The organism is Stenotrophomonas sp. 3(2025) (assembly GCF_052665395.1).
The window spans coordinates 31,174-52,845 of record NZ_JBQOIF010000013.1 but is presented as its reverse complement, the minus strand read 5'-3'; the positions used below and the strand labels follow the sequence as shown (position 1 = coordinate 52,845).

Here is a 21,672-nt window from a genome sequence, read left to right as displayed (position 1 = left end):
ATCGCGGGGCACTACAAGTCCCACACGCGCCTCATCACTTGCGGGTACAACAGCCGCTTGCTCCAGCGCCCTTCGGCACCGGCCTCATAGCACCAGCGCTCGTGCAGGCGGAACTGCGCGCCGTACCAGAATTCGATACGGTCAGGCACCACCCGCAGACCACTCCAGCCCTCCGGGCGCGGCACGTCCTTGCCGTCGAAACGTGCCTCGACCTCCGCCACGCGTGCGTCGAACTCCTCGCGCGTGTTCAACGGCCTCGACTGCAGCGAGGCCCATGCGCCGATCTCGCTCATGCCTTGCTGGATGCGTCGGCCGCCACATTATGGTTGATGGGCTACGCATCCATTGGCAGTCTGAAACGGGTTTGATCGATGCGGCGCGTCTGCTGTAGCTGCTGCCGGGACTCGCACGTGGAAACGCCGCCGCGCAGTCGATGGAAAGTAATGACAAACGAACGCCACACACGCAGCGGGAAGAACTGCTACACAAAGACCGCAATGACCACGAAGGCACGGCGCAGGCAATGGATCTGTCGCTCAACACACTGCGGCGCTAGCTGCGCGCGAAAGGGTTGCAGGGTACTGGGTCTACGCATGGCCTGGATCTGCTTCTCCTTCTGCAGAGTCGAATTTGCTCGACAGCCCTACACGCTGACAGAAGCCACGCACTGGATTGGCTTGCCAGCGGAATGCTGACGCAACAGGATCGCCCGCCACCTCGCACACATGATTTCCATAATCGGGTGCACGACTGCGATCGACGCCGCCGCACAATTTCACTAGAGCCAGATGTTCACGCAGAGAGCAAAAGCAGATTCCGCGAACCAGATCACCTCACAGGCCACCGGGCCCATGGTAAAAATCAATACCATCATATTCAGGAATCCAGAAGGCGAACCCTAGAATCACCGCGTCAGACCGAGAAGAAGCCCTGCTAATTAATAAGGATATTGAATGATAGCCGCACTTAATTCACGGCAAAAATTGATGGCGAGAGTTGCCCTGACTGCAGCATCTGCAGCCTTCAGCCTGAGCGCAGCGTCTCAGAACAGGGACATAGTGGCCGAGAAGTACTCAGACACTTACAAGATCTCGACCACAGAGGCGACACAACGACTTGCCGCTTCGAGAGAGGCTGGAAAACTGCAGCGACGCATCGCCGCGGACAACCCGGAAACGTTCGCAGGCCTCTATATCGAACACTCCCCCGAGTTCCAGATCGTTGTGCTTTTCACCAAGGATCCACAGCGAAACCTAGCCAAGTACACTCAGAGCAGGCTGTATTCCGCCAAAATCGCACCACGCTCCCTCGAGATGCTGCTAGCAGTCCAGGAAGAAGTCGGCGAACAGCTGTCCAAATCTGGAATTCGATTCGAAAGCGGAATCGACATCAGAAAATCTGAAGTCGAACTGCGGGTGCTGGACGCCAGCAGAGCGACAGAAGTTCTGGCAAAGCTCCTTGCTGCAGCAGATTTCATCAAGATCCATGAAACGACGGGATTCCCTCAACCAACGGCACTTGTCGGAGGAAACAAGGTCAGCGGAAACACGATCAACTGTACAATGGGGTTCAACGTCGTAGAGCCCGCCACACGGGAACTGGGGATCGTGACAGCCGGGCATTGCGACAACAATCTGACGTACTCTAACTCCACTCTGCAACTGCTTTATCAGAACGAGAACGATGCAGGCATCTACGATGTGCAATGGAACAAGCAACGAATCATAGGCACCCCCAAGCAACAGAAAAATGAGATAGTTGTTGAGGGCAGCCCTGAATCAATCGTCAGCGAGACCCCCTCCGTTGACCTTGCTGTAGGCATGCCAGTGTGCAAGAGCGGCGCTACGACTGGATACACCTGTGGAGAAGTGGCCGACATCAATGCCGCCACTGAGGATTACAACGGCCTACCTGCGAGGTATGTTCGAGCAAGAAATGCGGATGAGCTTGAAATGAATGCAGATGGCGATAGTGGCGGCCCTGTGTTCTCTGGGGAGGCAGGGCACAGAAGCGCTTACGGAATTGTGCACGCACGCGGCGCCGGCGACCGCATCAATCACCTTTACTTCATGCCTATCGAACGACTTTCCATTCTCGGAATATCGACATTGACGTCCCCCTTTAAGATCGAAGGGACACCTGACGTTTCCGGACCTTCGCCTTCCATCCCGGTCAATGTCAATTTCAACGGATACCCGCGATTCCCCGTCGACTTAACCTTGGAAGTAATTTCCTGTCCTGGGGGATGGACGTGCACGGGCGGCACTAAGCGCTATACGACAAATATCCCCTCGCCAATGACATTCACATGGGGATGCGACTCGAGTGCTCCTGATTGGCCCAAGCATTTCACGGTCCGGACGTCACTCAAGGACGCATCTGGAATTACTACAGACTCCGTGGAAACCAATATCGCGTGCACGGGTCCTGCACCAGGCTCCGCTCATCAAAGGATGAGCTCCCACGCGGCACCAAGAGCTGGAATCGAGTAGATCACTCACATCAACCATGCTGTGCTGCCGTCAGATCGACAGCACAGTCGGTCTTAAATGCGTACGAACTTACGGGTACAACAGCCGCTTGCTCCAGCGCCCTTCGGCACCGGCCTCATAGCACCAGCGCTCGTGCAGGCGGAACTGCGCGCCGTACCAGAACTCGATGCGGTCGGGCACCACCCGTAGACCACTCCAACCTTCCGGACGCGGCACGTCCTTGCCCTCGAAGCGCGCCTCGACCTCGGCCACGCGCGCGTCGAACTCCTCGCGCGAGTTCATCGTCTTCGACTGCAGCGACGCCCACGCGCCGATCTGGCTCATGCGCGGACGGCTGGCGAAATAGGCGTCGGCCTCGGCATCGGCCACCTGCTCCACGCGTCCCTCGATGCGCACCTGGATGCCGGCCTCGCGCAGGCTGCGCCACAGGAACAGCAGCGCGGCCTGCGGATTGGCCTGCAGCTCGTTGCCCTTGTGGCTGTCCAGGTGGGTGTAGAACACGAAGCCGCGCTCATCGAACGCCTTCAACAGCACGGTGCGCGCCGATGGCCGGCCCTGCACATCGGCGGTCGCCACGGTCATCGCATTGGGCTCGACTTCGCGGCTCTGTTTCGCTTCTTCGAAAAGGGCGGCAAAGGTCGACAGGGCTTCGGCGTACAGGTCGCTCATGACAGCATTCTTCTCACACGGTTTGGGCTATTGTGGCGGCATGGTCGCCGCTGCGTACATGCCCCAGGTGAAAGGATTCCCCGAAACAGTGGTCGAGCAGGCGCTGGATGACGCGCTGGGCAGCAGCACAGCCGTTCCAGTATTGGCGATCAGCGGCCTGCAGGGGAGCGGCAAATCGACGCTGGCCGCGCAGGTGGTTGCCCGTGCCCAGGCGCGTGGCCTGAACGCCGCAACGCTGTCCATCGACGATGTCTACCTGACCCGCGCACAACGCCAGCGTCTGGCCCGGCAGGTGCATCCGTTGTTGATCACCCGTGGCCCACCGGGCACCCACGACCTGCCGCTGGCACATGCGGTACTGGACGCAGTGGCAGCACGACAGCCCCTGGCCCTGCCCCGCTTCGACAAGCTGGCCGACGAGCGCCTGCCCGAAGCGCAGTGGCCGCAGCTGCAAACGCCGCTGGACCTGCTGGTATTCGAGGGCTGGTTCCTGGGCACCCCGGCGCAGGACGATGCCGAACTGGATGTCCCGCTCAACGCCCTGGAGCGCGAGGCCGATGCCGATGGCCGGTGGCGGCGCTGGTGCAACCAGGCGCTGGCCCGCGACTATCCGGCGCTGTGGCAGCGCTGTGACCGCCTGTGGTTCCTGCAACCCCCTGATTTTTCGGTGGTGCCGCGTTGGCGCTGGCAGCAGGAGCAGAACCTGCAGGCGGCCCAGCCGGGGCGGCACGGCATGAACCGGCCCCAGCTGGAGCGCTTCGTGCAGTACTACGAGCGGGTCAGCCAGCAGGCGTTGCGTGCGCTGCCGGCCATTGCCGACCGGGTAGTGGCGCTGGATGCCCAGCGCCAGGTGCAAGGGCTGCGCTGAGCAGCCTCACTCCACCAGGAAGGTGACCCGCAGGTTCACCCGCCATTCGGTGATCTCACCGTTGCCGTCGGTGACCACCTTGGTCTCGTTGATCCAGGCGCCCTGGATGCCCTTGACCGTCCCGGACACCTTCTTCAAACCGCTGCGCACTGCGTCCTCCACACTCTTGGGCGAGGACGCATTGATTTCGATGACCTTGGCAACCGACATGGCAGGCACTCCATCAGGCGCGGGATACCCCGCAGGAACCTCCACCCTGACGTGAAGAACGTAAAGGCCAAGGCACGGAGGTGTTAGCATCAGAGGGCATGAATCCCGCTCCGAACCTGATCCTGATCGGCCCGATGGGTGCCGGTAAAACCTGCATCGGCCGCCGCCTCGCCGAGCGCTTCACGCTGGACTTCGTCGACGTCGACCAGGCCATCGTCGATGCGACCGGGGCCAGCATCCCCACGATCTTCGAGCATTCCGGCGAAGCCGGCTTCCGCGCCCATGAGCGCCAGGCGCTGGCGCAGGTGCTGGCCGGCCGTGGCCAGCTGGTGTCCACCGGCGGCGGTGCGGTGCTTGACCCGGACAATCGCGCCCTGATTGCCAAGCGAGGCTTTGTCGTCTACCTGCGGGTCAGCGTCGCAGCCCAGCTGGAGCGCCTGTCTCGCGACAAAGCCCGGCCACTGCTGCAGCGGCCGGACCGCGAACAGGTGCTGCATGATCTGGCCGCGCATCGCGACCCGCTGTATCGCGACCTGGCCGATGTCACTCTTGATACCGACCCGTTTACCGCCGCCGATGCCACTGCCCAGCTTGTCGTCAAGCTGGCCACGCACTGGCAGCGACAGGACCCCACTGCATGACTTCCCCTGCCCTGCTGCAGGTCGCCGTTGGCGGCGACCGTCCCTATTCCATCACCATCGGTGCCGGCGCCCAGGCCGACGGCGCCGCATTGGCCAGCCATGTGCGTGGCCGCCATGTCCTGCTGGTCAGCGACAGCGAGGTTGCGCCACGCTATCTGGATGCCACCAAGCAGACCCTGCTGGCCGCACGCCCGGACCTGATCCTGGGTGAGCATGTGCTGGCCGCCGGCGAAGCCTCCAAGACCCTGGCCGAGTTCGGCTCGGTCATCGAGGCGCTGGCCGCACTCGGCGCGACCCGCGATGCCTGCGTGTTCGCCCTCGGCGGCGGTGTGGTCGGCGACCTTGCCGGCTTTGCCGCGGCCTGCTGGATGCGCGGCATCGACTGCGTGCAGCTGCCGACCACGCTGCTGGCGATGGTCGACTCCTCGGTGGGCGGCAAGACCGCCGTGGATATCCCGTCCGGCAAGAACCTGGTCGGTGCGTTCCACCCACCGCGTGCGGTGATCGCCGATACCCGCGTGCTGGCCACCCTGCCGCCGCGCGAGCTGCGCGCCGGCCTGGCCGAAGTGATCAAGTACGGCGCACTGGGTGATGCGGTGTTCTTCGAGTGGCTGCAGCAGCATGCCGAGGCACTGGCGGCCGGCGAGGATGCGGTCATCGCCGAGGCCATCGCCCGCAGCTGCCGGCACAAGGCCGCCATCGTCGAGCGCGATCCCTTCGAGAAGGGCGAACGCGCCCTGCTCAATCTTGGCCATACCTTCGGCCACGCCATCGAAACCGAACAGGGCTACTCCGCACCGGGGCGCGATGCGCTGAACCACGGTGAGGCCGTAGCGGTGGGCATGGTGCTGGCGGCCCGCCTCTCCACCCACCTGGGCCTGGCCGACGACGCCGACCGGGTGCGCCTGCAGGCGCTGCTGGAACAGCTTGGCCTGCCGGTGGCAATTCCCGCCGGGCTGGACCCGCAGGCCCTGCTCGGCCGCATGCGCCTGGACAAGAAGAACGTGGCCGGCCGCCTGCGCCTGGTGCTGTGGCGTGGCATGGGCCGCGCCGAAGTCGTACCGGACGTGGATGAAGCGGCGGTACTGAAGGTGCTGGACGCAGGCTGACCGCTTCCGCGTTCGCCGGGTATGGCCCGGCGCTGCCTGGGAGGTTTCATGAGGTTGCCGGCCAGCGGCCGCCACTACCGGATCAGCGTTGCGGCAGGGCTCACCTCGCCCCCGCTACAATCGGTGCCATGCACGTCCACCTGCAACAACCCGCCGACGGTGCCCAGGCACCGCGCTTCCTGCGCTTGACCCTGGTCCCGGACCTGTTCGGCGGCTGGGAACTGCTGCGTGAATCCGGCCGCGTCGGCACCCGCTCGCAGCTGCGGCGCGAGCTGTACCTGACGGCCGACGAAGCCCGCCACGCCTACGACAAGGCCCGCGATGCCGAACTGCATCGGGGCTTCCAGATTCTTTCGCACGGCGACTGACTGCGCCGTTGCTCTTTTCGCCCAAGGAATGCCCACTGTGACCAGCCCTCTCCGCAACGATCGCCTGCTGCGCGCCCTGCGCCGCGAACCGGTGGACTGCACCCCTGTCTGGCTGATGCGCCAGGCCGGCCGCTACCTGCCGGAATATCGCGCCACCCGGGCCAAGGCCGGCAGCTTCCTGGCCATGGCCAAGAACCCGGAGATCGCCTGCGAAGTCACCCTGCAGCCGCTGCGCCGCTTCCCGCTGGACGCGGCCATCCTGTTCTCGGACATCCTCACCATTCCCGATGCCATGGGCCTGGAGCTGTACTTCGTCGAAGGTGAAGGCCCGAAGTTCCGCCACCCGGTACGCGATGAAGCGGCCATCGCCAGGCTGGCGGTGCCGGACATGGAGCAGGATCTGGGCTATGTGATGGACGCGGTGCGCCTGATCCGCCGCGAACTGGATGGCCAGGTGCCGCTGATTGGTTTCTCCGGCAGCCCGTGGACGTTGGCCTGCTACATGGTCGAAGGCGGCGGCAGCAAGGATTTCGCGCGCATCAAGGCGATGGCGCTGAACCATCCGCAGGCCCTGCACCGCCTGCTGGAGGTAACCACCGACGCGGTGATTGCCTACCTCGGCGCGCAGCGCGCGGCCGGTGCGCAGGCCCTGCAGGTGTTCGACACATGGGGCGGCGTGCTGTCGCCGGCAATGTACCGCGAGTTCTCGCTGCGCTATCTGCAGCGCATCGCCGAAGGCCTGGAGCGCGGCGAAGGCAGCGAGCGCACGCCGCTGATCCTGTTCGGCAAGGGCACCGGCCTGCACCTGGAAGCGCTGTCGCAGACCGGCGCCGATGCGCTCGGCCTGGACTGGACGCTGGACCTGGACGAAGCGCTGCGCCGCACCGGTGGCCGCGTAGCGCTGCAGGGCAACCTGGATCCGACCACGTTGTATGCCTCGCCTGATGCGATCGCCGCGGCGGCCGCACGCGTGCTCGATACCTATGCCGCCGGCAACGGTGGTTCGCGCGAGGGCCATGTGTTCAACCTCGGCCACGGCATGTCGCCGGACATGGACCCGGCCCATGTACAGGTGCTGGTCGACGCAGTGCACGCACACAGCCAACGCTGAGCATCGCGCAGGCAATCACGGCGCGATGTTGATCGCGCCGTGACCCGCAGTGCGCGATCATGGCGCCCCCACGTTGCACCGGCCACGCCCCATGTCCACAGCGCCATCGACCTACACCCGCCAGCGTCCCCTGCTGTGGCTGGTTTCGCTGGCGATCTTCATGCAGATGCTGGACTCGACCATCGTCAACACGGCCTTGCCGGCGATGGCGGCCAGCCTCGGCGAAAGCCCCCTGCAGATGCAGTCGGTGGTCTTCAGCTACGCGCTGGCAGTGGCCACCTTCATTCCCGCCTCCGGCTGGATCGCCGACCGCTACGGCACCCGACGCACCTTCCTGGTGGCGATCATCCTGTTCACCCTCGGCTCGCTGGCCTGCGCGATGGCGCAGCAGCTGCATCAGCTGGTGGCCGCGCGCGTACTGCAGGGCATCGGCGGCGCGATGCTGCTGCCGGTCGGGCGCCTGGCGGTGATGCGCTCGGTGCCACGCGAGGACTTCCTGCGTGCGATGAGCTTCATCGCCATTCCCGCACTGGTGGGTCCGCTGATCGGCCCCACGCTGGGTGGTTGGCTGGTCGAGATCGCCTCGTGGCACTGGGTGTTCCTGATCAACCTGCCGATCGGCGTCATCGGCTTCATCGCGGCGATGAAGATCATGCCCGACCACTACGCCAGCCACCGCACCCGGTTCGACCTTCGCGGCTACGCCATGCTGGCTTTTGCGATGGTGGTGCTGTCGCTGGCACTGGATGGGATTTCCGGGCTCGGTACACCACACGCGCTGGTGATGCTGATGACCGTGGCCGGCCTGGCCGCGCTGGTCGGTTACTGGCTGCACGCGGCAAATTCAACGGCACCGCTGTTCTCCCTGGCACTGTTCCGCGTGCCCAGCTACCGCATCGGCATTCTCGGCAACCTGTTCTCGCGAATCGGCAGCAGTGCCATGCCGATGCTGATTCCGCTGCTGCTGCAGGTCGGCCTTGGCCTCGGGCCGATGAACGCCGGCCTGATGATGGTGCCGGTGGCCGCCGCAGGCATGGTGTCGAAGAAGCTGGCGGTGAAACTGGTTGAACGCTACGGCTATCGCCGCGTGCTGATGACCAACACCGTGCTGGTCGGCCTGGCGATGGCCAGCTTCATCCTGATGACACCGGGCCAGCACCTGGCCGTGCGCCTGCTGCAGCTGGCCTTCTTCGGTGCGGTCAATTCGCTGCAGTTCACCGTGATGAACACCGTCACCCTGCGCGACCTCGACCGCGAGTTCGCCAGTTCCGGCAACAGCCTGCTGTCGATGGTGATGATGCTCGCCGCCGGCTTCGGTGCAGCCGCTGCCGGCAGCCTGCTGGCCGCATTCGGCACGCAGCTGGAAGGCCACGGCGCGACGGCGGCGCTGCATGCCACGTTCCTGTGCGTGGGCGCGATCACGCTCACGTCGACGCTGATCTTCTGGCAGTTGCCCGACACCAAGCCCGAACCACGCCAGGTAGAAGAAGTAGCGGAGTAGAGGGTTCGGCAGGGCTGCGCCCTGCACCTGCAGAGTCCGAAGCAACGGCAACAGCAACAGCGGGCATTCCGTGGGATGGCGGGGCGGTGTCGGAGTGCGGGGACGCCGCAAGTACCTCCCTGTAGGCTTGGCCGCGGCTTGCTCGTGTGCGCTTTCCTGCGCACACGGCAAGACCGGGGTTGGGCGTCCTGCCCAACCCGCCCGAGGCATGCCTCGGGCCCATGCGGCTGACACCCCGCAATCCGACACCACCCCACCTCCGACGGATTTCCGCGATCTGCAGTAGATCCACGCCATGCGTGGATGAATCTCTGTCAGATATCGAAATAGTTCTGGGGTCAGATCCGTTTTCCTGCGGGAAACGAATCTGACCCCATGCCGTTCCCGTGCCGCCCACCAACAGCAACACAGAACGCCGCTCCGACAGATCGCGAAAATCTGTCGAAGGCGGGGTGGGTCCGGTTGCGGGGGCGTGAGCGCCATGGATGGCGCGACCGAGCTTACATGGACGTACTTGCAGCGTCCCCCGCAACCGGACCCACCCCGCCATCCCACGGTATGCCCGCTGTTGCTTTTGCCGTTGCTGTTGCCGTTGATTCGGCGGGTGCAGGGCGCAGCCCTGCCGAACCCTACCGCCCCAGCACGCGGGCGATCGCTTCCACCAGCAGCTCACCGGTCACCGGCTTGCGCAGGAAACCACCGATGCCGGCCGCTTCCACCTGCTGCTGCAGGTCCGGGTCGGTGCGTGCGGTCACTGCCAGCAGCGGCAACGTGTAACCCTGGTTGCGCAGATGCTGGGCCAGTTCGAAACCGCTCAGGCCCGGCAGATCCAGATCGAGCAGGCCGACATCGAAATCCCCCGCGCTGATTTCACGCAGCGCAGCCAGCGCGTGTGCCGCGTGGACCACCTCATGGCCACGGGTGGTCAGCAGCCCACACATCACATCGGCCACGGTCGCATCGTCCTCCACCAGCAACACCCGCAGTGGCGGCATGTTGACCGCAGCAGCGGCGGCGTCACTGTCGGCACCTCCGTCGCTGGCCGCCCCCTGCTGCAGCGGCAACGGCAGGCTGACACCGAAGCAGGTACCGCTGCCCAGCTGGCTTTCCACCCGGATCCGGCCCTGCATGGCCAGTGCCAGCTCGCGGCAGATCGCCAGGCCCAGGCCGCTGCCGCCGTACTGCGCTGCGGTGCGCGCACCGTCGGCCTGCTCGAAGCGCCGGAACAACCGTTGCTGCTGCTCCTGGCTGATGCCAGGACCGGTATCGCGCACCTCGAAATAAAGCCCACGCGGCCCTTCCTCGCAACGCGCGTGCAGCGTGATGCTGCCGCGGCTGGTGAACTTGACCGCATTGGACAGCAGGTTGAGCAGGATCTGCCGCACCCGCATCGCATCGCCGGTCGCCTGCAGCCCTGCCGGCAACTGGTTGTCGAGGATGAACCGCAGACCCTTCTGCGCAGCCAGGGGCCCCATCAGCGCGGCCAGATCCTGCAGCAGGCGATTGAGACCGAAGGCGTTGGACTGCAGTTCCAGGCGCCCCGATTCGATCCGCGCCAGGTCCAGCGCATCGTTGACCAGGTGCAGCAGATGCTCGCCCGCGTGCCGGATCGACTGGGTATAGCCGCGCTGTTGCGGATCCAGCGGCGAGGCCAGCAGCAGTTCACTCATGCCCAGCACCCCGGTCATCGGCGTGCGGATTTCATGGCCCAGATTGGCAAGGAAGCGCGTCTTGGCCGCCGATGCGTGTTCGGCCAGATCCTGCTTGTGCAACGCGAGCTGGTAGGCGTGCTGGCGCTGCAGCCGGCGCCGGTACAGCCAGGCGAACCAGCTGGTCAGCAGCAACCCGATCGAGGCCAGCACCAGCAGGCCGGACAAGCTGCGCCACCACGGCGGCTGCACATGGAATTCCAGGGTCTGCACCCGCGACCACACGTGGTCGGCCGAGCGCGCCTGCACTTCCAGCCGGTAGGTGCCGGGAGGCAAGCGCGAGAACAGGCGCTCGCCTGCCGGGCCCACCTCGACCCAATCCGGGTCGTAGCCGGCCAGCCGGTAGCGGTAGGTGTTGGAAGCCGAATCGGCGAAGGACAACAGGCGCGCGACGATACGCAGGTCGCGGTCGCCATCGGCGATCTGCAACGGCGAGTCATGGGTCAGGTCCAGCAGTTGCTCGTTGCGGCGCACCTCCACCCGCTCGATCACCAGCGGCGCACGCCGGGTGGAAGGCCGCACCTGCTCGGGATCGAACACCACCACACCGGCGGGGGTACCTGCCACCATGCGCCCCGCCGAGGAGGCGATCAGGGTGTGTTCGCGGAACTCCTGGCTGGGCAACCCATCGTGCACCCCGTACAGGCGTACGCTCTCGCCATCGGCACTCACCCGCACCAGGCCGCGGGCACTGGTGGCCCACGCCACGCCCTGCGCGTCGACCACCAGGCCGGTAGCGGAAATCGCCGGATAGCCCTGCTCGGCGCCCACTACCGCCTGTCGTTCCAGCCGGCCCTGGCTCCAGAGATACCGCGACAGGCGACCATCCTCGGACAACCAGACCTGGCCGTCCTTGCCCACATGCAGGGCGTACACCGCCGTGGCCGGCGCACCGGGCACCGGCTGGAAGCGCTGCGCATCCGGCTGCCATTGCAGCAGGCCGCGGCTGCTGGCCAGCCAGATCCGGTCCTGCGGGCCGCATTCCACATCCAGATTGAGCTGGCCCGCCTGCAGACCGTCCTGGCCGTTTTCCAGCCGCCGGCGCACGTGCCCGTCCAGATCACGCTGCTGCAGGCCCGCTGACAGCATCAACCACAGGCTGTCGCCATCGCAGGTCATCATCGCCTCGATGTTGCCTTCCATGGTCGCGTCCGCGCCCGAGTCCCGCCCCCAGCGCCGCAGCTCGCCACGACGCGGGTCGTAGCGCATCAGGGCATCGGTCGACCCCACCCACACCTGGCCCCGTCGGTCTTCGCGCACCGAGGTCAGCCAGTGCATGCCGTTGACGAAGGTGCGGTGCTGCTCGATCACGCCCGTGCGCGGATTGAAGCGGTCCAGCGCGCCATGGCTGCCGACCGTCCACACACCACCATTGCTGGAGGGGCTGGTACCGAGCACATAGGAATTGCGCAGCGAGGAAGGATCATCCTCCAGCCGCGAGAACACCGAGAACTGCCACCAGCGCGGAAGCAGGTGCCACAGGCCGGCATTGGTACTGGCCAGCCAGATGCCGCCTTCGCGGTCCTCATAGGCGCCGGTCCAGTTCGGCCGCACCAGGCCACGGGCGATGGCACTGTACAGCGGTACGTTCTGGTAGCGGCCATCGATGCCCCGGCCCAGGCCGCTGCGCGTGTCCAGCCAGTGCCCGCCCTGCTCGTCGCGCAGCATCATGCCCAGCACCTGGTCGCCGGCCGGCAAGGTCCAGGGCACGGATTCGAAACGGCCATCCGGGCGCCGCACCGTGGCCCCGGCCAGCGTGCTGATCCAGAGGCTGCCGTCGGGTTCTGCGGTCAGTCCATTGATCAGCAGGCTGGGCACCAGGTCGCCGCCGATGCGTTCGAAATCGGTACCGGTCCAGCGCGCCACGCCATGCTTGGTGCCGACCCACAGGCTGCCATCGGCAAGCGTGGCCAGGTAGGGCACCGACGCGGCCGGCAGACTGCGCGGATTGTTCGCTTCGGGCAGGAACCGCTGCAGACGGTCATTGCTGTCCAGCCGGTACAGGCCGCCCTCGTGGGTGCCGAACCAGATCGCGCCATCCGGTGTCGCAGCCAGGCTCCACACGGTGTTGCTGCCCATCAGCGGCTGGCTGCTGCGGTCGTAGAAGCGCAGCTGGCGGCGATCGGCCGACATCCGCACCAGGCCGGCATTTTCAGTGCCGATCCACAGCTCGTTGCGGGCATCGACCAGTACGCTCCAGATGCGGTTGTCGCGCAGGCCGTCTTCCGAACGCCAGATGCGGTAGTTGCGCCCGTCGTAGCGGGCCAGGCCATCGTTGGTGGCAATCCACAGGTAGCCGTAGCGGTCCTCGGCCATGCGGTTGACGGTGTTCGATGGCAACCCGTCGAACACGGTGACCTGGCGCGGCGAAGGTGGCACCGGCTGCGCGGCAGCGGGCACCAGGCAGCACAGCAGCAGCATCAGCAGCGTCACTGCCCGCAGATACACCACCGATGGCCTCCTCACGCTGCTGTTGATGATGCCCACGCCGTGGGCGTCGGCATGGTAAACCGAAAGTTGCGCGATTCACGCCGCAAGATGCCGTACTCAGCTGATGATCTGGCGCTTGCTGCGTGCCTGGGCAATCGCCGCCACCAGCAGATCGCCGGTCACCGGCTTGCGCAGGAAACCATCGAATCCGGCCGCAAGCACCTGCGTCTCGGCATAGGCATCCGAGCGCGCGGTAACGGCCACCAACGGCAGTTCGTAGCCCATCGCGCGCAGTTGTCGGGCGATTGCGGTGCCATCAAGTGCCGGCAGGTCGAGGTCGAGCAGGCCGACGTCGAACCCCTCGGTTGATATTTCCGACAGTGCGCCCAGGCCATGCAGCACGTGCACCACCTCATGGCCACGGCTGCGCAGCAGACCGGCGATGACCTCGGCAACGGTGGCATCGTCCTCGACCAGCAGGATGCGCAGTGCCGGCAGCGTCGGCGACGTGGCCTCGCCAGGGCTGAAGGCCTGCTGCCGGCTCCACGGCAGCGGCAGCCGCACTGCGAAGCGTGCGCCACGCCCCGGCTGGCTGTCGACATCGATGCGGCCGCCCATCGCCACCGCCAGCTCCTGGCAGATCGCCAGGCCCAGCCCGCTGCCACCATAGCGCGAGGCGGTACGCGGGCCATCGGCCTGCTCGAAGCGGTGGAACAGGCGCTGCTGCTGCTCGGCATTGATGCCCGGCCCGCTGTCGCTGACCTCGAACGTCACCGCGCCGCCGTCGTCGTCCAGGCGCGCCGCCAGACCGACATGGCCACGCTCGGTGAACTTGATCGCGTTGCCCAGCAGGTTCAGCAGGATCTGGCGGACGCGCATCTCATCACCACTGACGCAGATCGGGCCTGGCAGTGCCTGCCCGCGCTGGAACGCCAGCCTGCGCTGTTGTGCCATCGGCTGCATCAGCGCCTGCACCTGGTCCAGCAGTCCGCCCAGGTCGAACGGGCGGATGTCCAGTTCAAGCCGGCCAGCCTCGATCCGGGCCAGGTCCAATGCATCGTTGACCAGCCGCAGCAGATGGCTGCCGGCCTGCTGGATCGAGCCGGCATAGCTGCGCTGCACCGGGTCCAGTTCGGTGGACAGCAGCAGTTCGCTCATGCCCAGTACGCCGGTCATCGGTGTGCGTACTTCATGGCCCAGGGTCGCCAGGAAGCGGCTCTTGGCCTGCGATGCCTGCTCGGCGATCTGCTGCTTGTGCACCGTCAACTGCCACTGCTGGCGTCGCCGCAACCGCCTGCGGATCGACCACAGCAGTGCCAACAGCAGCAGCGAGCCCAGCATTGCATAGCCGAAAATCGCCATGCCGCTGCGCCACCAGGGTGGCAGTACCTTGATGTGCAACTGCTGCGAGGGCGTCCACGGACCACTGGCCGTCGCGGCCTGCACCTCGATGGCGTAGGTGCCGGGCGGCAACCGCGACAACGTGCGTTGACCGTCCCCGCCCTGTTCCACCCAGTTCTGGTCGTACCCCTGCACGCGGAACCGATAGCGGTTGCCCTGCGGGTTGGCGTAGGACAGCAGCCGTGCGTCGATCTGCAGGTCACGGTCGTCCGGCCCCAGCAACAGCAGGCCGGAGGTCGGCAAGGGCTGCCAGCCGCGCGCATCATCGCGACGGACGCGAACCTGCGCGATCACCAGTTGCGAGGGTGGCATCTCGGCGTCGGCAGCATTCGGATCGAAGCCCACCATGCCGGTCTGGGTAACGGCCAGCACCCGGCCATCGGCATCGATTGCCGGTGGGCGTCCGGTGAACTCGGCATCAAGCAGGCCGTCGCGCTCGTTGAAGATCTGCAGGCGACGCTGTTTCGGATCCCAGCGCATCAGGCCGCGGGGCGTCGTCGCCCACAACTGGCCGTTCCGGGCCAGGGCCAGCCCTCCCATGCTGACCGGCGGCACGCCGGCACTGGCATCGACGCGCTGGATCAGGCGCAGGCTCAGGCCATCCCACTGGTAGCGCTCGAATGCGCCCTGGCGTGCGATCCACAACTGCCGGGGATCGATCCATACCAGATCGTAGATGGGCCCCCTGGAAACGCCGGGCACCGCTTCGAAGCGGTCTCCCTGCTCACGCCAGATGCCCATTTCCCCGACCACCCAGGCGTGCCCGCCGGCATCGAAGCGGATCTGCTCGACCGGCGCGTCGGTGCTGCCTCGCAGCGTGGCGCCGTCGAAACTGCGCAGCAGGCGGCCGTCGGCACTGCGCTGTTGCAGGCCCAGGTTCATCACCGATACCCAGACCGTGCCATCGGGGGCCTGCCGCATCAGATCGATCCGCTGCCGAAGGTCGGCGCCACCGCCAATGCGCCAGTCGCGCAGCACACCGGTGGCGGGGTCGTAGACGCTGATGCGCCCCGCGCGGCCGAGCCACAGCCTGCCGTCGGGACGTGGCAGTACCGACCACACCGCGCCGCTGCCCAGTTCGCGGTCGCTGGCCAGCAGGCTCAACGTCCCCTGTGCATCGATCTGGTAAACGCCATGCGCAGAGCCGACGTAGTAGCTGCGACCGTCGCTGGCAGCACTCAACAGGTACTGGCTGTCCAGCGGCTTGCCATCGAACTGGTACCAGGTTGAAAAGCGTCGCCAGTCGGGCGGCAGGTAAGCCAGGCCCTGGGTCAGTAGGGCGACCCACAACCCTCCCTCATGGTCCTGCATCAGGTCGAGCACGCCACTATGCCCGGTCAGGAAGCCACTGCCACGGTCGCCTTCCAACCTGCGCAACACCTGGCGGTCACCACGCAGCAGGCCATCGGAGGTTCCCGCCCAGTAGCCTCCGTGGCTGTCGGCCAGGACCAGTGCCGAGCGCAGGCGGGCACTGTCGGCCCAGGCCGGTCGCGTCACCCGATCCTGCGCATCGATGCGGTACAGGCCGTCGTTCTGCGTACCGACCCAGATCGCGCCATCGGCATCGCGGCTCAGCCGCAGCACGCTCACCGCCGCCAGTTCGCGCGGCGCCACGGCTTCGAAGTCATGACCATTCCAGCGCGCTACACCGGCTTCGGTACCTACCCACAGACGTCCCTGCGCATCCACCAGACTGCTGAAGACGGTGTCACTCGGCAGACCGCCGGGCTGCGCCCGATCATGCTGGAAATGGCGCAGCGAGCCATCTTCGCCGACGCGGCAGACCCCATGGCTGCTGCTGCCGACCCATAGCGCATCCTCGGCGTAGGCCAGGGTCCAGAACTGTCCCTGGCACCCTTCAGTGACGGAATCGAAGGTCTTGAAGCGTTCGCGGTCGGCATCCAGCCGGGCCAGCCCCTTGCCGTTGATGCCCACCCATACCCGGTCGAGCGGGTCGACCAGCAGGGTTTCGATCTCGTTGCCGGGCAGCGAATCCGGTTGTGCCGGGTCGTGCTGCCAGACCCGCAGCTCACCGCCGTCATAGCGGGCCAGGCCGCCGTCGGTGGCGGCCCACACGCGGCCCTGCCGGTCTTCGGCCAGCGCCACCACCATGCGCGAGGGCAATCCCTCGGCCGCGCCGAAACGGCGCAGGCGCGGTGTTTCGCCGGCCATGTCCAAGGTCACCGCTGCAGCCGAAAGCGCCAGCAGCACCAGACCTGCTCCTGCAATGCCTTGGCACCACCGGCGCCAGCCGCTCTTCATCCTGAACCCCCTGTCCTGTGCCGATTGTCACACAGGGCTGCAGCCATCGCTGCAACAGCCTGTTTCCGGCCGCATCGGCACCACGAACTGTTGCAGCCGTGCACACAGCGTTGCGCAGGGGCTATGGGTATGATCGAACGGTCTTTTCCCGGAGCCCCACGCCGATGCGCCACTGCCTGGCCCTGCTGCCGATGCTGCTTGCCGTGGCCCCCGCCTGGGCAGGCAACGAGGCCTACCGCATCGATCCGGTGCACACCCGTGTGCTGTTTGCGATCGACCATGCTGGCTATTCGCAGGCGCTGGGTACGATCTCCGGAAGCCAGGGCCAGTTGCAGTTCGATAGCGACAACTGGCGCGATGCGACACTGGACGTCGAGATTCCCGTATCGCGATTGGACCTTGGTGATGCCAAATGGAACCAGGCAACCCTGGCGCGCAGCCTGCTCGATGGCGAACGCTTCCCCACCGCCCGCTTCGTCTCACGCCATGTCGAACCGATCGACGCCACACGTGCCCATGTGACCGGCACGCTGACCCTGCGCGGGGTCAGCCAGGAGGTCACGCTGGAAGTGACCTTGAACCAGATCAAGCGCTATCCGTTGCCACCCTTCCGGCGTACGGCCGGCTTCTCCGCCACCACTACGCTGAGCCGGCGTGCTTTCGGCATCACCGCCTGGCCGGGCGTGATCGGCGACGCGGTGCAGGTGCGGATCGAGGCTGAAGCCACGCTCGACCGCAGCGACCGTGCGGGAACTCCTACGCCCCAACCCCACTCCGAGAGCCAGACGGCCACCAAGGATCCTTCATGACCGCCAAGAACACCCCTGCCGCCTGGGGAAGTGTCAGCCAGACCCTGCACTGGTTGATCGCCCTGCTGATCCTCGCCCTCGGCATCGTCGGCCTGACCATGGGCGAGCTGCCGAAGACGCCCAAGTATTTCTGGGTCTATACGGCGCACAAGTCGATCGGCATCACCGTGCTGGCGCTGGTGGTGCTGCGACTGGGCTGGCGCCTGTACGCCGGAGCTCCCAAGCCGGTACCCGGCGTGCCGGGTTGGCAGGAGCGCATCGCCAGCGCCACTCACGTGCTGCTGTACGTGCTGATGTTCGCCATCCCGTTGTCGGGTTGGCTGTACGACTCGGCCAGCGGCCTGCGTCCGTTCCGCTGGTTCGGCCTGGTCGATGTGCCCAAGCTGACCGGGCCGGACCCGCAGGTCGTGGCAGTTTCCCATGCCCTGCACGAATACGGCTTCTGGCTGTTGATCGCGGTGGTGCTGGCCCATGCCGGTGCCGCCTTCTACCACCACCTGTTCCAGCGCGATGCCACCCTGTCCCGGATGTTGCCGCGTGGCTGGCTCGCCTCCCCCCAGAAGGACTGACCGATGAACCTGAAACTGACCACCCCGGCCGCCGTGGCCGCCGCCCTGGCCGGCATGCTGGCCACCGCCCCGGTGCTCGCCGCCGATTACGCCCAGGCACCGGGTGCCGGATCCTTCCTGGCCTTTGCGAGCAAGTACGACGGTGAAGTGTTCACCGGCAGCTTCCCGGGCTTTGCCACCAAGCTCAGCTTCGACCCGGCCAATCCGTCCGCAGGTTCGCTGGACGTGGTGATTCCGCTGGCCGGCGCCAAGAGCGGCAACAGCGATCGCGACTCCACCCTGCAGGGCGCGGACTTCTTCAACGTCGGCAAGTTCGCTACCGCGCGCTACACCGCGAAGGGTTTCCGCGCGCTCGGCAACGACCAGTTCGCCGCCGATGGCACGTTGGAACTGCGCGGCGTGAGCAAGCCGGTCACGTTCACGTTCACCTGGAAGCCCGGCGCGCAGCCGGTGCTGACCGGCAAGGCCACCGTCAAGCGCCTGGACTTCGGTGTCGGTGGCGGCGACTGGGCTGATACCAAGACCATCCCGGACGAAACCGCGATCAGCACGATCGTGAAGTTCGACGCGAAATAAGACGCCTTCGTCCTGTTAGCGCCGGGCCATGCCCGGCGGCTTCCACCGCTGGCCGCGCTTCGCGCTCGCCAGGCATGGCCCGGCGTTACCTGCCTGCCAACAGCCAGGCCTGCACCGTGGCCGCATCGAACGGCCAGTCCAGCTCCCGCCCACCGCGCTCGTCACGCAGCACTGGTACCCGCGCCCCATACCGCGCCTCAAGCGCCGGCTGGTCATCGAGGAACACCGATTCGAACTCGGGTGCCCGCGCCCTGGCCAGCTCGGCCAGGGCCATGTCACACAGATGGCAGTCGTCACGCTGGAACAGGGTCAACACTGCGGTTTGCTCCCTTGGCGGAAATGCTGCGCCGCAGTCATGGAAGTGCGGCATGAACCGCTAGAATAGCGGTCTCTCCCGGTACCCGCAGTACGGCAACCATGGCTGTCAGCACGTTCGACGTTTTCAAGATCGGCATTGGCCCGAGCTCCTCGCACACCGTCGGGCCGATGAGGGCCGCCGAGCGCTTCATCCATCGGTGGCTGCTCGACCCGGGCAAGCTTGCCCAGGTCGCGCGCATCCGTGCCGACGTGTACGGCTCGCTGGCACTGACCGGTCGCGGCCACGGCACCGACAAGGCGATCCTGCTCGGCCTGGAAGGGCAGCGTCCGAACCTGATCGACCCGGACATCATTCCGTCCACGCTGGAGCGCATCCGCAGCAGCAAGCGGATCATGCTGATGGGCCAGCACGAGATCGCCTTCGACGAAAAGCGCGACCTCGGCCTGAACAAGCGGCAGAAGCTGCCCTACCACACCAACGGCATGCGCTTCACCGCGTACAACGCCGATGACGAAGTGCTGGCCACCCGCGATTACTACTCGGTCGGTGGTGGCTTCGTGGTCAACCAGGACGATGCGGCCGATGACCGTATCGTGCCTGACGAAACGCCGCTGCCCTACCCGTTCAAGAGCGGCGACGAGCTGCTGGCGCAGACCGCGCGCAGTGGCCTGAGCATCGCCCAGCTGATGTTCGAGAACGAGAAATGCTGGCGCAGCGAGGACGAGATCCGCGACAACCTGCGCGAGATCTGGAGCGCAATGCAGGCCTGCGTGGCGCGCGGCATCCGCGAGGAAGGCGTGCTGCCGGGCGGCCTGAAAGTGGGCCGCCGCGCGCCGGCGCTGTACCGCGAGCTGTCGTCGAAGCCGGAAGCGGCGATGCGCGACCCGCTGACCACGCTGGACTGGGTCAACCTGTACGCACTGGCCGTGAACGAAGAGAACGCTGCCGGCGGCCGCGTGGTCACCGCACCCACCAACGGCGCGGCGGGTGTACTGCCGGCGGTGCTGCACTACTTCGACCGCTTCTGCCCGGGCGCGAACGAACAGCGGGTGTTCGACTTCCTGCTGACCTCGGCGGCGATCGGCATCCTGTACAAGGAAAACGCCTCGATCTCCGGCGCCGAAGTGGGCTGCCAGGGCGAGGTCGGCGTAGCCTGTTCGATGGCCGCCGGTGGCCTGGTCGCGGCGCTGGGCGGCAACCCGAGCCAGATCGAGAACGCGGCTGAGATCGGCATGGAGCACAACCTGGGCCTGACCTGCGATCCGATCGGCGGCCTGGTGCAGATTCCGTGCATCGAGCGCAACGCGATGGGTGCGGTGAAGGCGATCAACGCCTCGCGCATGGCCATGCGCGGCGACGGCAAGCACAAGGTGTCGCTGGACAAGGTCATCAAGACCATGCGTGATACCGGCCGCGACATGCAGGACAAGTACAAGGAAACCAGCCGCGGCGGGCTGGCGGTGAACGTCATCGAGTGCTGAGGGTCGGCAGGGCCGGGCATCGACCCGGCTCTGCAGTGCCGTTCTCGACCGGACAACGCCGTCACCGTTTTCCGGTTAGGCTCGGGCATCCCCCTGCCCCGGAATGTCCCATGCGCGTGATCGCCACCGCCCTGCTCGCCTGCCTTCCGCTGTCCGCTCTCGCTGCGCCAACCTACGGGCCGCGGCTGGAGGGCTTCGACTATGGCTATCCAGTGAAGACCTTTGCACTGGAATCGCAGCGCCAGGCCTTGGAGATGGCCTATCTGGATGTTGCGCCGAAGAAGAAGCCGATCGGCGTGGTGGTGCTGCTGCATGGCAAGAACTTCTGCGCGGCAACCTGGAAGGAGACGATCAAGCCGCTGGTGGCGGCAGGCTACCGGGTGATCGCGCCGGACCAGGTGGGTTTCTGCAAATCCAGCAAGCCCGAGCGCTACCAGTATTCGTTCGGGCAGCTGGCCGACAATACCCATGCGCTGCTGCAGCAGCTGCAGCTGGGTGATGTACCGGTGCACGTGGTCGGCCATTCGATGGGTGGCATGCTGGCCATCCGCTATGCGCTGATGTATCCGCAGGACATGCGCAGTCTTTCGCTGGTCAATCCGATCGGGCTGGAAGACTGGAAGGCGCTGGGCGTGCCCTGGCGCAGCGTGGACGCGTGGTATGCCGGCGAAATGAACATCAGCTATGACAGCATCCGCCGCTACCAGCTGGATGTGTACTACGACGGCAAGTGGAAGCCGGCGTATGAACCGTGGGCGCGCATGCAGTCGGGCATGTACGAAGGCGCGGGCAAGCAGCAGGTGGCCTGGAGCCAGGCACTGACCTCGGACATGGTGTTCAACCAACCGGTCGTCTACGAACTGAAGAACCTGCAGGTGCCGACCACCTTGTTCATCGGCCAGAAGGACCGCACGGCGATCGGCCGTGACCAGGCATCGCCCGAACTGAAGGCAACGCTGGGCAATTACCCGGCCTTGGGCAAAGCGGCAGCGGCGGCGATACCCGGCTCGACCCTGGTCGAGTTCGCGGCACTGGGTCATTCGCCGCAGGTGCAGGACCCGAAGCAGTTCAATGCCGCATTGTTGAAGGCACTCAAGGCGCGTTGAAGTTCCATGACCGCCAGGCATGGCCCGGCGCTACACACGCC

Annotated in this window: 17 protein-coding genes and 1 pseudogene; 12 read left to right on the top strand and 6 right to left on the bottom strand. The window is 66.1% G+C overall.

What is annotated here, in order from left to right:
* Positions 1-11: 11 nt before the first annotated feature.
* Positions 12-293: pseudogene (locus ACUXVE_RS11660) on the bottom strand (pyridoxine 5'-phosphate oxidase C-terminal domain-containing protein); the annotation flags it as partial.
* Positions 294-953: 660 nt separating this feature from the next.
* Between ACUXVE_RS11660 and ACUXVE_RS11655 the strand changes: the two are divergent.
* Positions 954-2,492 carry a S1 family peptidase gene (locus tag ACUXVE_RS11655; protein ID WP_222388554.1) on the top strand — a complete coding sequence of 513 codons (1,539 nt, stop codon included), beginning with the start codon at positions 954-956 and terminating at the stop codon, positions 2,490-2,492.
* A gap of 69 nt (positions 2,493-2,561) precedes the next feature.
* On the opposite strand, the gene pdxH is transcribed toward ACUXVE_RS11655, so the two are convergent.
* The gene (gene pdxH, locus ACUXVE_RS11650; protein WP_222388553.1) at positions 2,562-3,161 is read right to left on the bottom strand and encodes a pyridoxamine 5'-phosphate oxidase; all 600 of its coding nucleotides are present in this window, start codon (positions 3,159-3,161) and stop codon (positions 2,562-2,564) included.
* 40 nt (positions 3,162-3,201) lie between these two features.
* On the opposite strand from pdxH, the gene ACUXVE_RS11645 reads away from it, so the two are divergent.
* Positions 3,202-4,029: a kinase gene (locus ACUXVE_RS11645; protein ID WP_445514444.1), complete on the top strand. Its 828-nt coding sequence runs from the start codon at positions 3,202-3,204 to the stop codon at positions 4,027-4,029.
* Between the two features lie 6 nt (positions 4,030-4,035).
* Here the strand turns inward: ACUXVE_RS11645 and ACUXVE_RS11640 are convergent, their stop codons facing one another.
* The gene (locus ACUXVE_RS11640) at positions 4,036-4,239 is read right to left on the bottom strand and encodes a dodecin family protein (RefSeq protein ID WP_025876997.1); all 204 of its coding nucleotides are present in this window, start codon (positions 4,237-4,239) and stop codon (positions 4,036-4,038) included.
* A gap of 98 nt (positions 4,240-4,337) precedes the next feature.
* Here ACUXVE_RS11640 and ACUXVE_RS11635 point away from each other — a divergent pair, with 98 nt between their 5' ends.
* The 5 genes from ACUXVE_RS11635 to mdtD all read left to right on the top strand — a co-directional run bounded on the left by ACUXVE_RS11635 (position 4,338) and on the right by mdtD (position 8,969).
* The gene (locus ACUXVE_RS11635; protein WP_032976596.1) at positions 4,338-4,880 is read left to right on the top strand and encodes a shikimate kinase; all 543 of its coding nucleotides are present in this window, start codon (positions 4,338-4,340) and stop codon (positions 4,878-4,880) included.
* Positions 4,877-5,989 (top strand): 3-dehydroquinate synthase, encoded by a 1,113-nt coding sequence (aroB, locus tag ACUXVE_RS11630; RefSeq protein WP_445514443.1) that lies wholly within the window; start codon positions 4,877-4,879, stop codon positions 5,987-5,989. Before ACUXVE_RS11635 ends, aroB begins: the two co-directional genes overlap by 4 nt.
* A 128-nt stretch (positions 5,990-6,117) precedes the next feature.
* Positions 6,118-6,357, top strand: a complete 240-nt coding sequence (locus ACUXVE_RS11625) for a WGR domain-containing protein (RefSeq protein WP_222388550.1) — start codon at positions 6,118-6,120, stop codon at positions 6,355-6,357.
* Between the two features lie 28 nt (positions 6,358-6,385).
* Positions 6,386-7,468 (top strand): uroporphyrinogen decarboxylase, encoded by a 1,083-nt coding sequence (gene hemE / locus ACUXVE_RS11620; RefSeq protein ID WP_032951968.1) that lies wholly within the window; start codon positions 6,386-6,388, stop codon positions 7,466-7,468.
* A gap of 91 nt (positions 7,469-7,559) precedes the next feature.
* Positions 7,560-8,969: a multidrug transporter subunit MdtD gene (mdtD, locus tag ACUXVE_RS11615; RefSeq protein ID WP_025876990.1), complete on the top strand. Its 1,410-nt coding sequence runs from the start codon at positions 7,560-7,562 to the stop codon at positions 8,967-8,969.
* A 629-nt stretch (positions 8,970-9,598) separates the two neighbouring features.
* Here the strand turns inward: mdtD and ACUXVE_RS11610 are convergent.
* The gene (locus ACUXVE_RS11610; RefSeq protein ID WP_445514442.1) at positions 9,599-13,129 is read right to left on the bottom strand and encodes a two-component regulator propeller domain-containing protein; all 3,531 of its coding nucleotides are present in this window, start codon (positions 13,127-13,129) and stop codon (positions 9,599-9,601) included.
* Positions 13,130-13,225: 96 nt separating this feature from the next.
* Positions 13,226-16,771 carry a sensor histidine kinase gene (locus ACUXVE_RS11605; RefSeq protein WP_093818661.1) on the bottom strand — a complete coding sequence of 1,182 codons (3,546 nt, stop codon included), beginning with the start codon at positions 16,769-16,771 and terminating at the stop codon, positions 13,226-13,228.
* 164 nt (positions 16,772-16,935) lie between these two features.
* Between ACUXVE_RS11605 and ACUXVE_RS11600 the strand changes: the two genes are divergently transcribed.
* Genes ACUXVE_RS11600 through ACUXVE_RS11590 form a run of 3 tightly spaced genes read left to right on the top strand, consistent with a single transcriptional unit; the run spans position 16,936 to position 18,725 of the window.
* Complete coding sequence (locus tag ACUXVE_RS11600) at positions 16,936-17,580, top strand: YceI family protein (protein WP_093818662.1); 645 nt, start codon at positions 16,936-16,938, stop codon at positions 17,578-17,580.
* Positions 17,577-18,149 (top strand): cytochrome b, encoded by a 573-nt coding sequence (locus ACUXVE_RS11595; RefSeq protein ID WP_222388547.1) that lies wholly within the window; start codon positions 17,577-17,579, stop codon positions 18,147-18,149. Before ACUXVE_RS11600 ends, ACUXVE_RS11595 begins: the two co-directional genes overlap by 4 nt.
* A gap of 3 nt (positions 18,150-18,152) precedes the next feature.
* A complete protein-coding gene (locus ACUXVE_RS11590; RefSeq protein ID WP_093818664.1) occupies positions 18,153-18,725 on the top strand; it encodes a YceI family protein in 573 nt (190 codons plus the stop codon).
* Positions 18,726-18,810: 85 nt separating this feature from the next.
* Here the strand turns inward: ACUXVE_RS11590 and ACUXVE_RS11585 are convergent, their stop codons facing one another.
* Positions 18,811-19,041 carry a glutaredoxin family protein gene (locus tag ACUXVE_RS11585; protein ID WP_025877830.1) on the bottom strand — a complete coding sequence of 77 codons (231 nt, stop codon included), beginning with the start codon at positions 19,039-19,041 and terminating at the stop codon, positions 18,811-18,813.
* 101 nt (positions 19,042-19,142) lie between these two features.
* Here ACUXVE_RS11585 and ACUXVE_RS11580 point away from each other — a divergent pair, with 101 nt between their 5' ends.
* Complete coding sequence (locus tag ACUXVE_RS11580) at positions 19,143-20,525, top strand: L-serine ammonia-lyase (protein ID WP_025877828.1); 1,383 nt, start codon at positions 19,143-19,145, stop codon at positions 20,523-20,525.
* 110 nt (positions 20,526-20,635) lie between these two features.
* Positions 20,636-21,631 carry an alpha/beta fold hydrolase gene (locus tag ACUXVE_RS11575; protein WP_025877826.1) on the top strand — a complete coding sequence of 332 codons (996 nt, stop codon included), beginning with the start codon at positions 20,636-20,638 and terminating at the stop codon, positions 21,629-21,631.
* The last annotated feature ends 41 nt before the right edge of the window (positions 21,632-21,672 follow it).

What these genes read in the sequence shown, in the direction of transcription:
- hemE (WP_032951968.1), top strand. Translation starts at nt 6,386, where the DNA reads ATGCCCACTGTGACCAGCCCTCTCCGCAACGATCGCCTGCTGCGCGCC.
- ACUXVE_RS11635 (WP_032976596.1), top strand. Translation starts at nt 4,338, where the DNA reads ATGAATCCCGCTCCGAACCTGATCCTGATCGGCCCGATGGGTGCCGGT.
- ACUXVE_RS11590 (WP_093818664.1), top strand. Translation starts at nt 18,153, where the DNA reads ATGAACCTGAAACTGACCACCCCGGCCGCCGTGGCCGCCGCCCTGGCC.
- pdxH (WP_222388553.1), bottom strand. Translation starts at nt 3,161, where the DNA reads ATGAGCGACCTGTACGCCGAAGCCCTGTCGACCTTTGCCGCCCTTTTC.
- aroB (WP_445514443.1), top strand. Translation starts at nt 4,877, where the DNA reads ATGACTTCCCCTGCCCTGCTGCAGGTCGCCGTTGGCGGCGACCGTCCC.
- mdtD (WP_025876990.1), top strand. Translation starts at nt 7,560, where the DNA reads ATGTCCACAGCGCCATCGACCTACACCCGCCAGCGTCCCCTGCTGTGG.
- ACUXVE_RS11575 (WP_025877826.1), top strand. Translation starts at nt 20,636, where the DNA reads ATGCGCGTGATCGCCACCGCCCTGCTCGCCTGCCTTCCGCTGTCCGCT.
- ACUXVE_RS11600 (WP_093818662.1), top strand. Translation starts at nt 16,936, where the DNA reads ATGCGCCACTGCCTGGCCCTGCTGCCGATGCTGCTTGCCGTGGCCCCC.
- ACUXVE_RS11645 (WP_445514444.1), top strand. Translation starts at nt 3,202, where the DNA reads ATGGTCGCCGCTGCGTACATGCCCCAGGTGAAAGGATTCCCCGAAACA.
- ACUXVE_RS11605 (WP_093818661.1), bottom strand. Translation starts at nt 16,771, where the DNA reads ATGAAGAGCGGCTGGCGCCGGTGGTGCCAAGGCATTGCAGGAGCAGGT.
- ACUXVE_RS11655 (WP_222388554.1), top strand. Translation starts at nt 954, where the DNA reads ATGATAGCCGCACTTAATTCACGGCAAAAATTGATGGCGAGAGTTGCC.
- ACUXVE_RS11580 (WP_025877828.1), top strand. Translation starts at nt 19,143, where the DNA reads ATGGCTGTCAGCACGTTCGACGTTTTCAAGATCGGCATTGGCCCGAGC.
- ACUXVE_RS11595 (WP_222388547.1), top strand. Translation starts at nt 17,577, where the DNA reads ATGACCGCCAAGAACACCCCTGCCGCCTGGGGAAGTGTCAGCCAGACC.
- ACUXVE_RS11640 (WP_025876997.1), bottom strand. Translation starts at nt 4,239, where the DNA reads ATGTCGGTTGCCAAGGTCATCGAAATCAATGCGTCCTCGCCCAAGAGT.
- ACUXVE_RS11625 (WP_222388550.1), top strand. Translation starts at nt 6,118, where the DNA reads ATGCACGTCCACCTGCAACAACCCGCCGACGGTGCCCAGGCACCGCGC.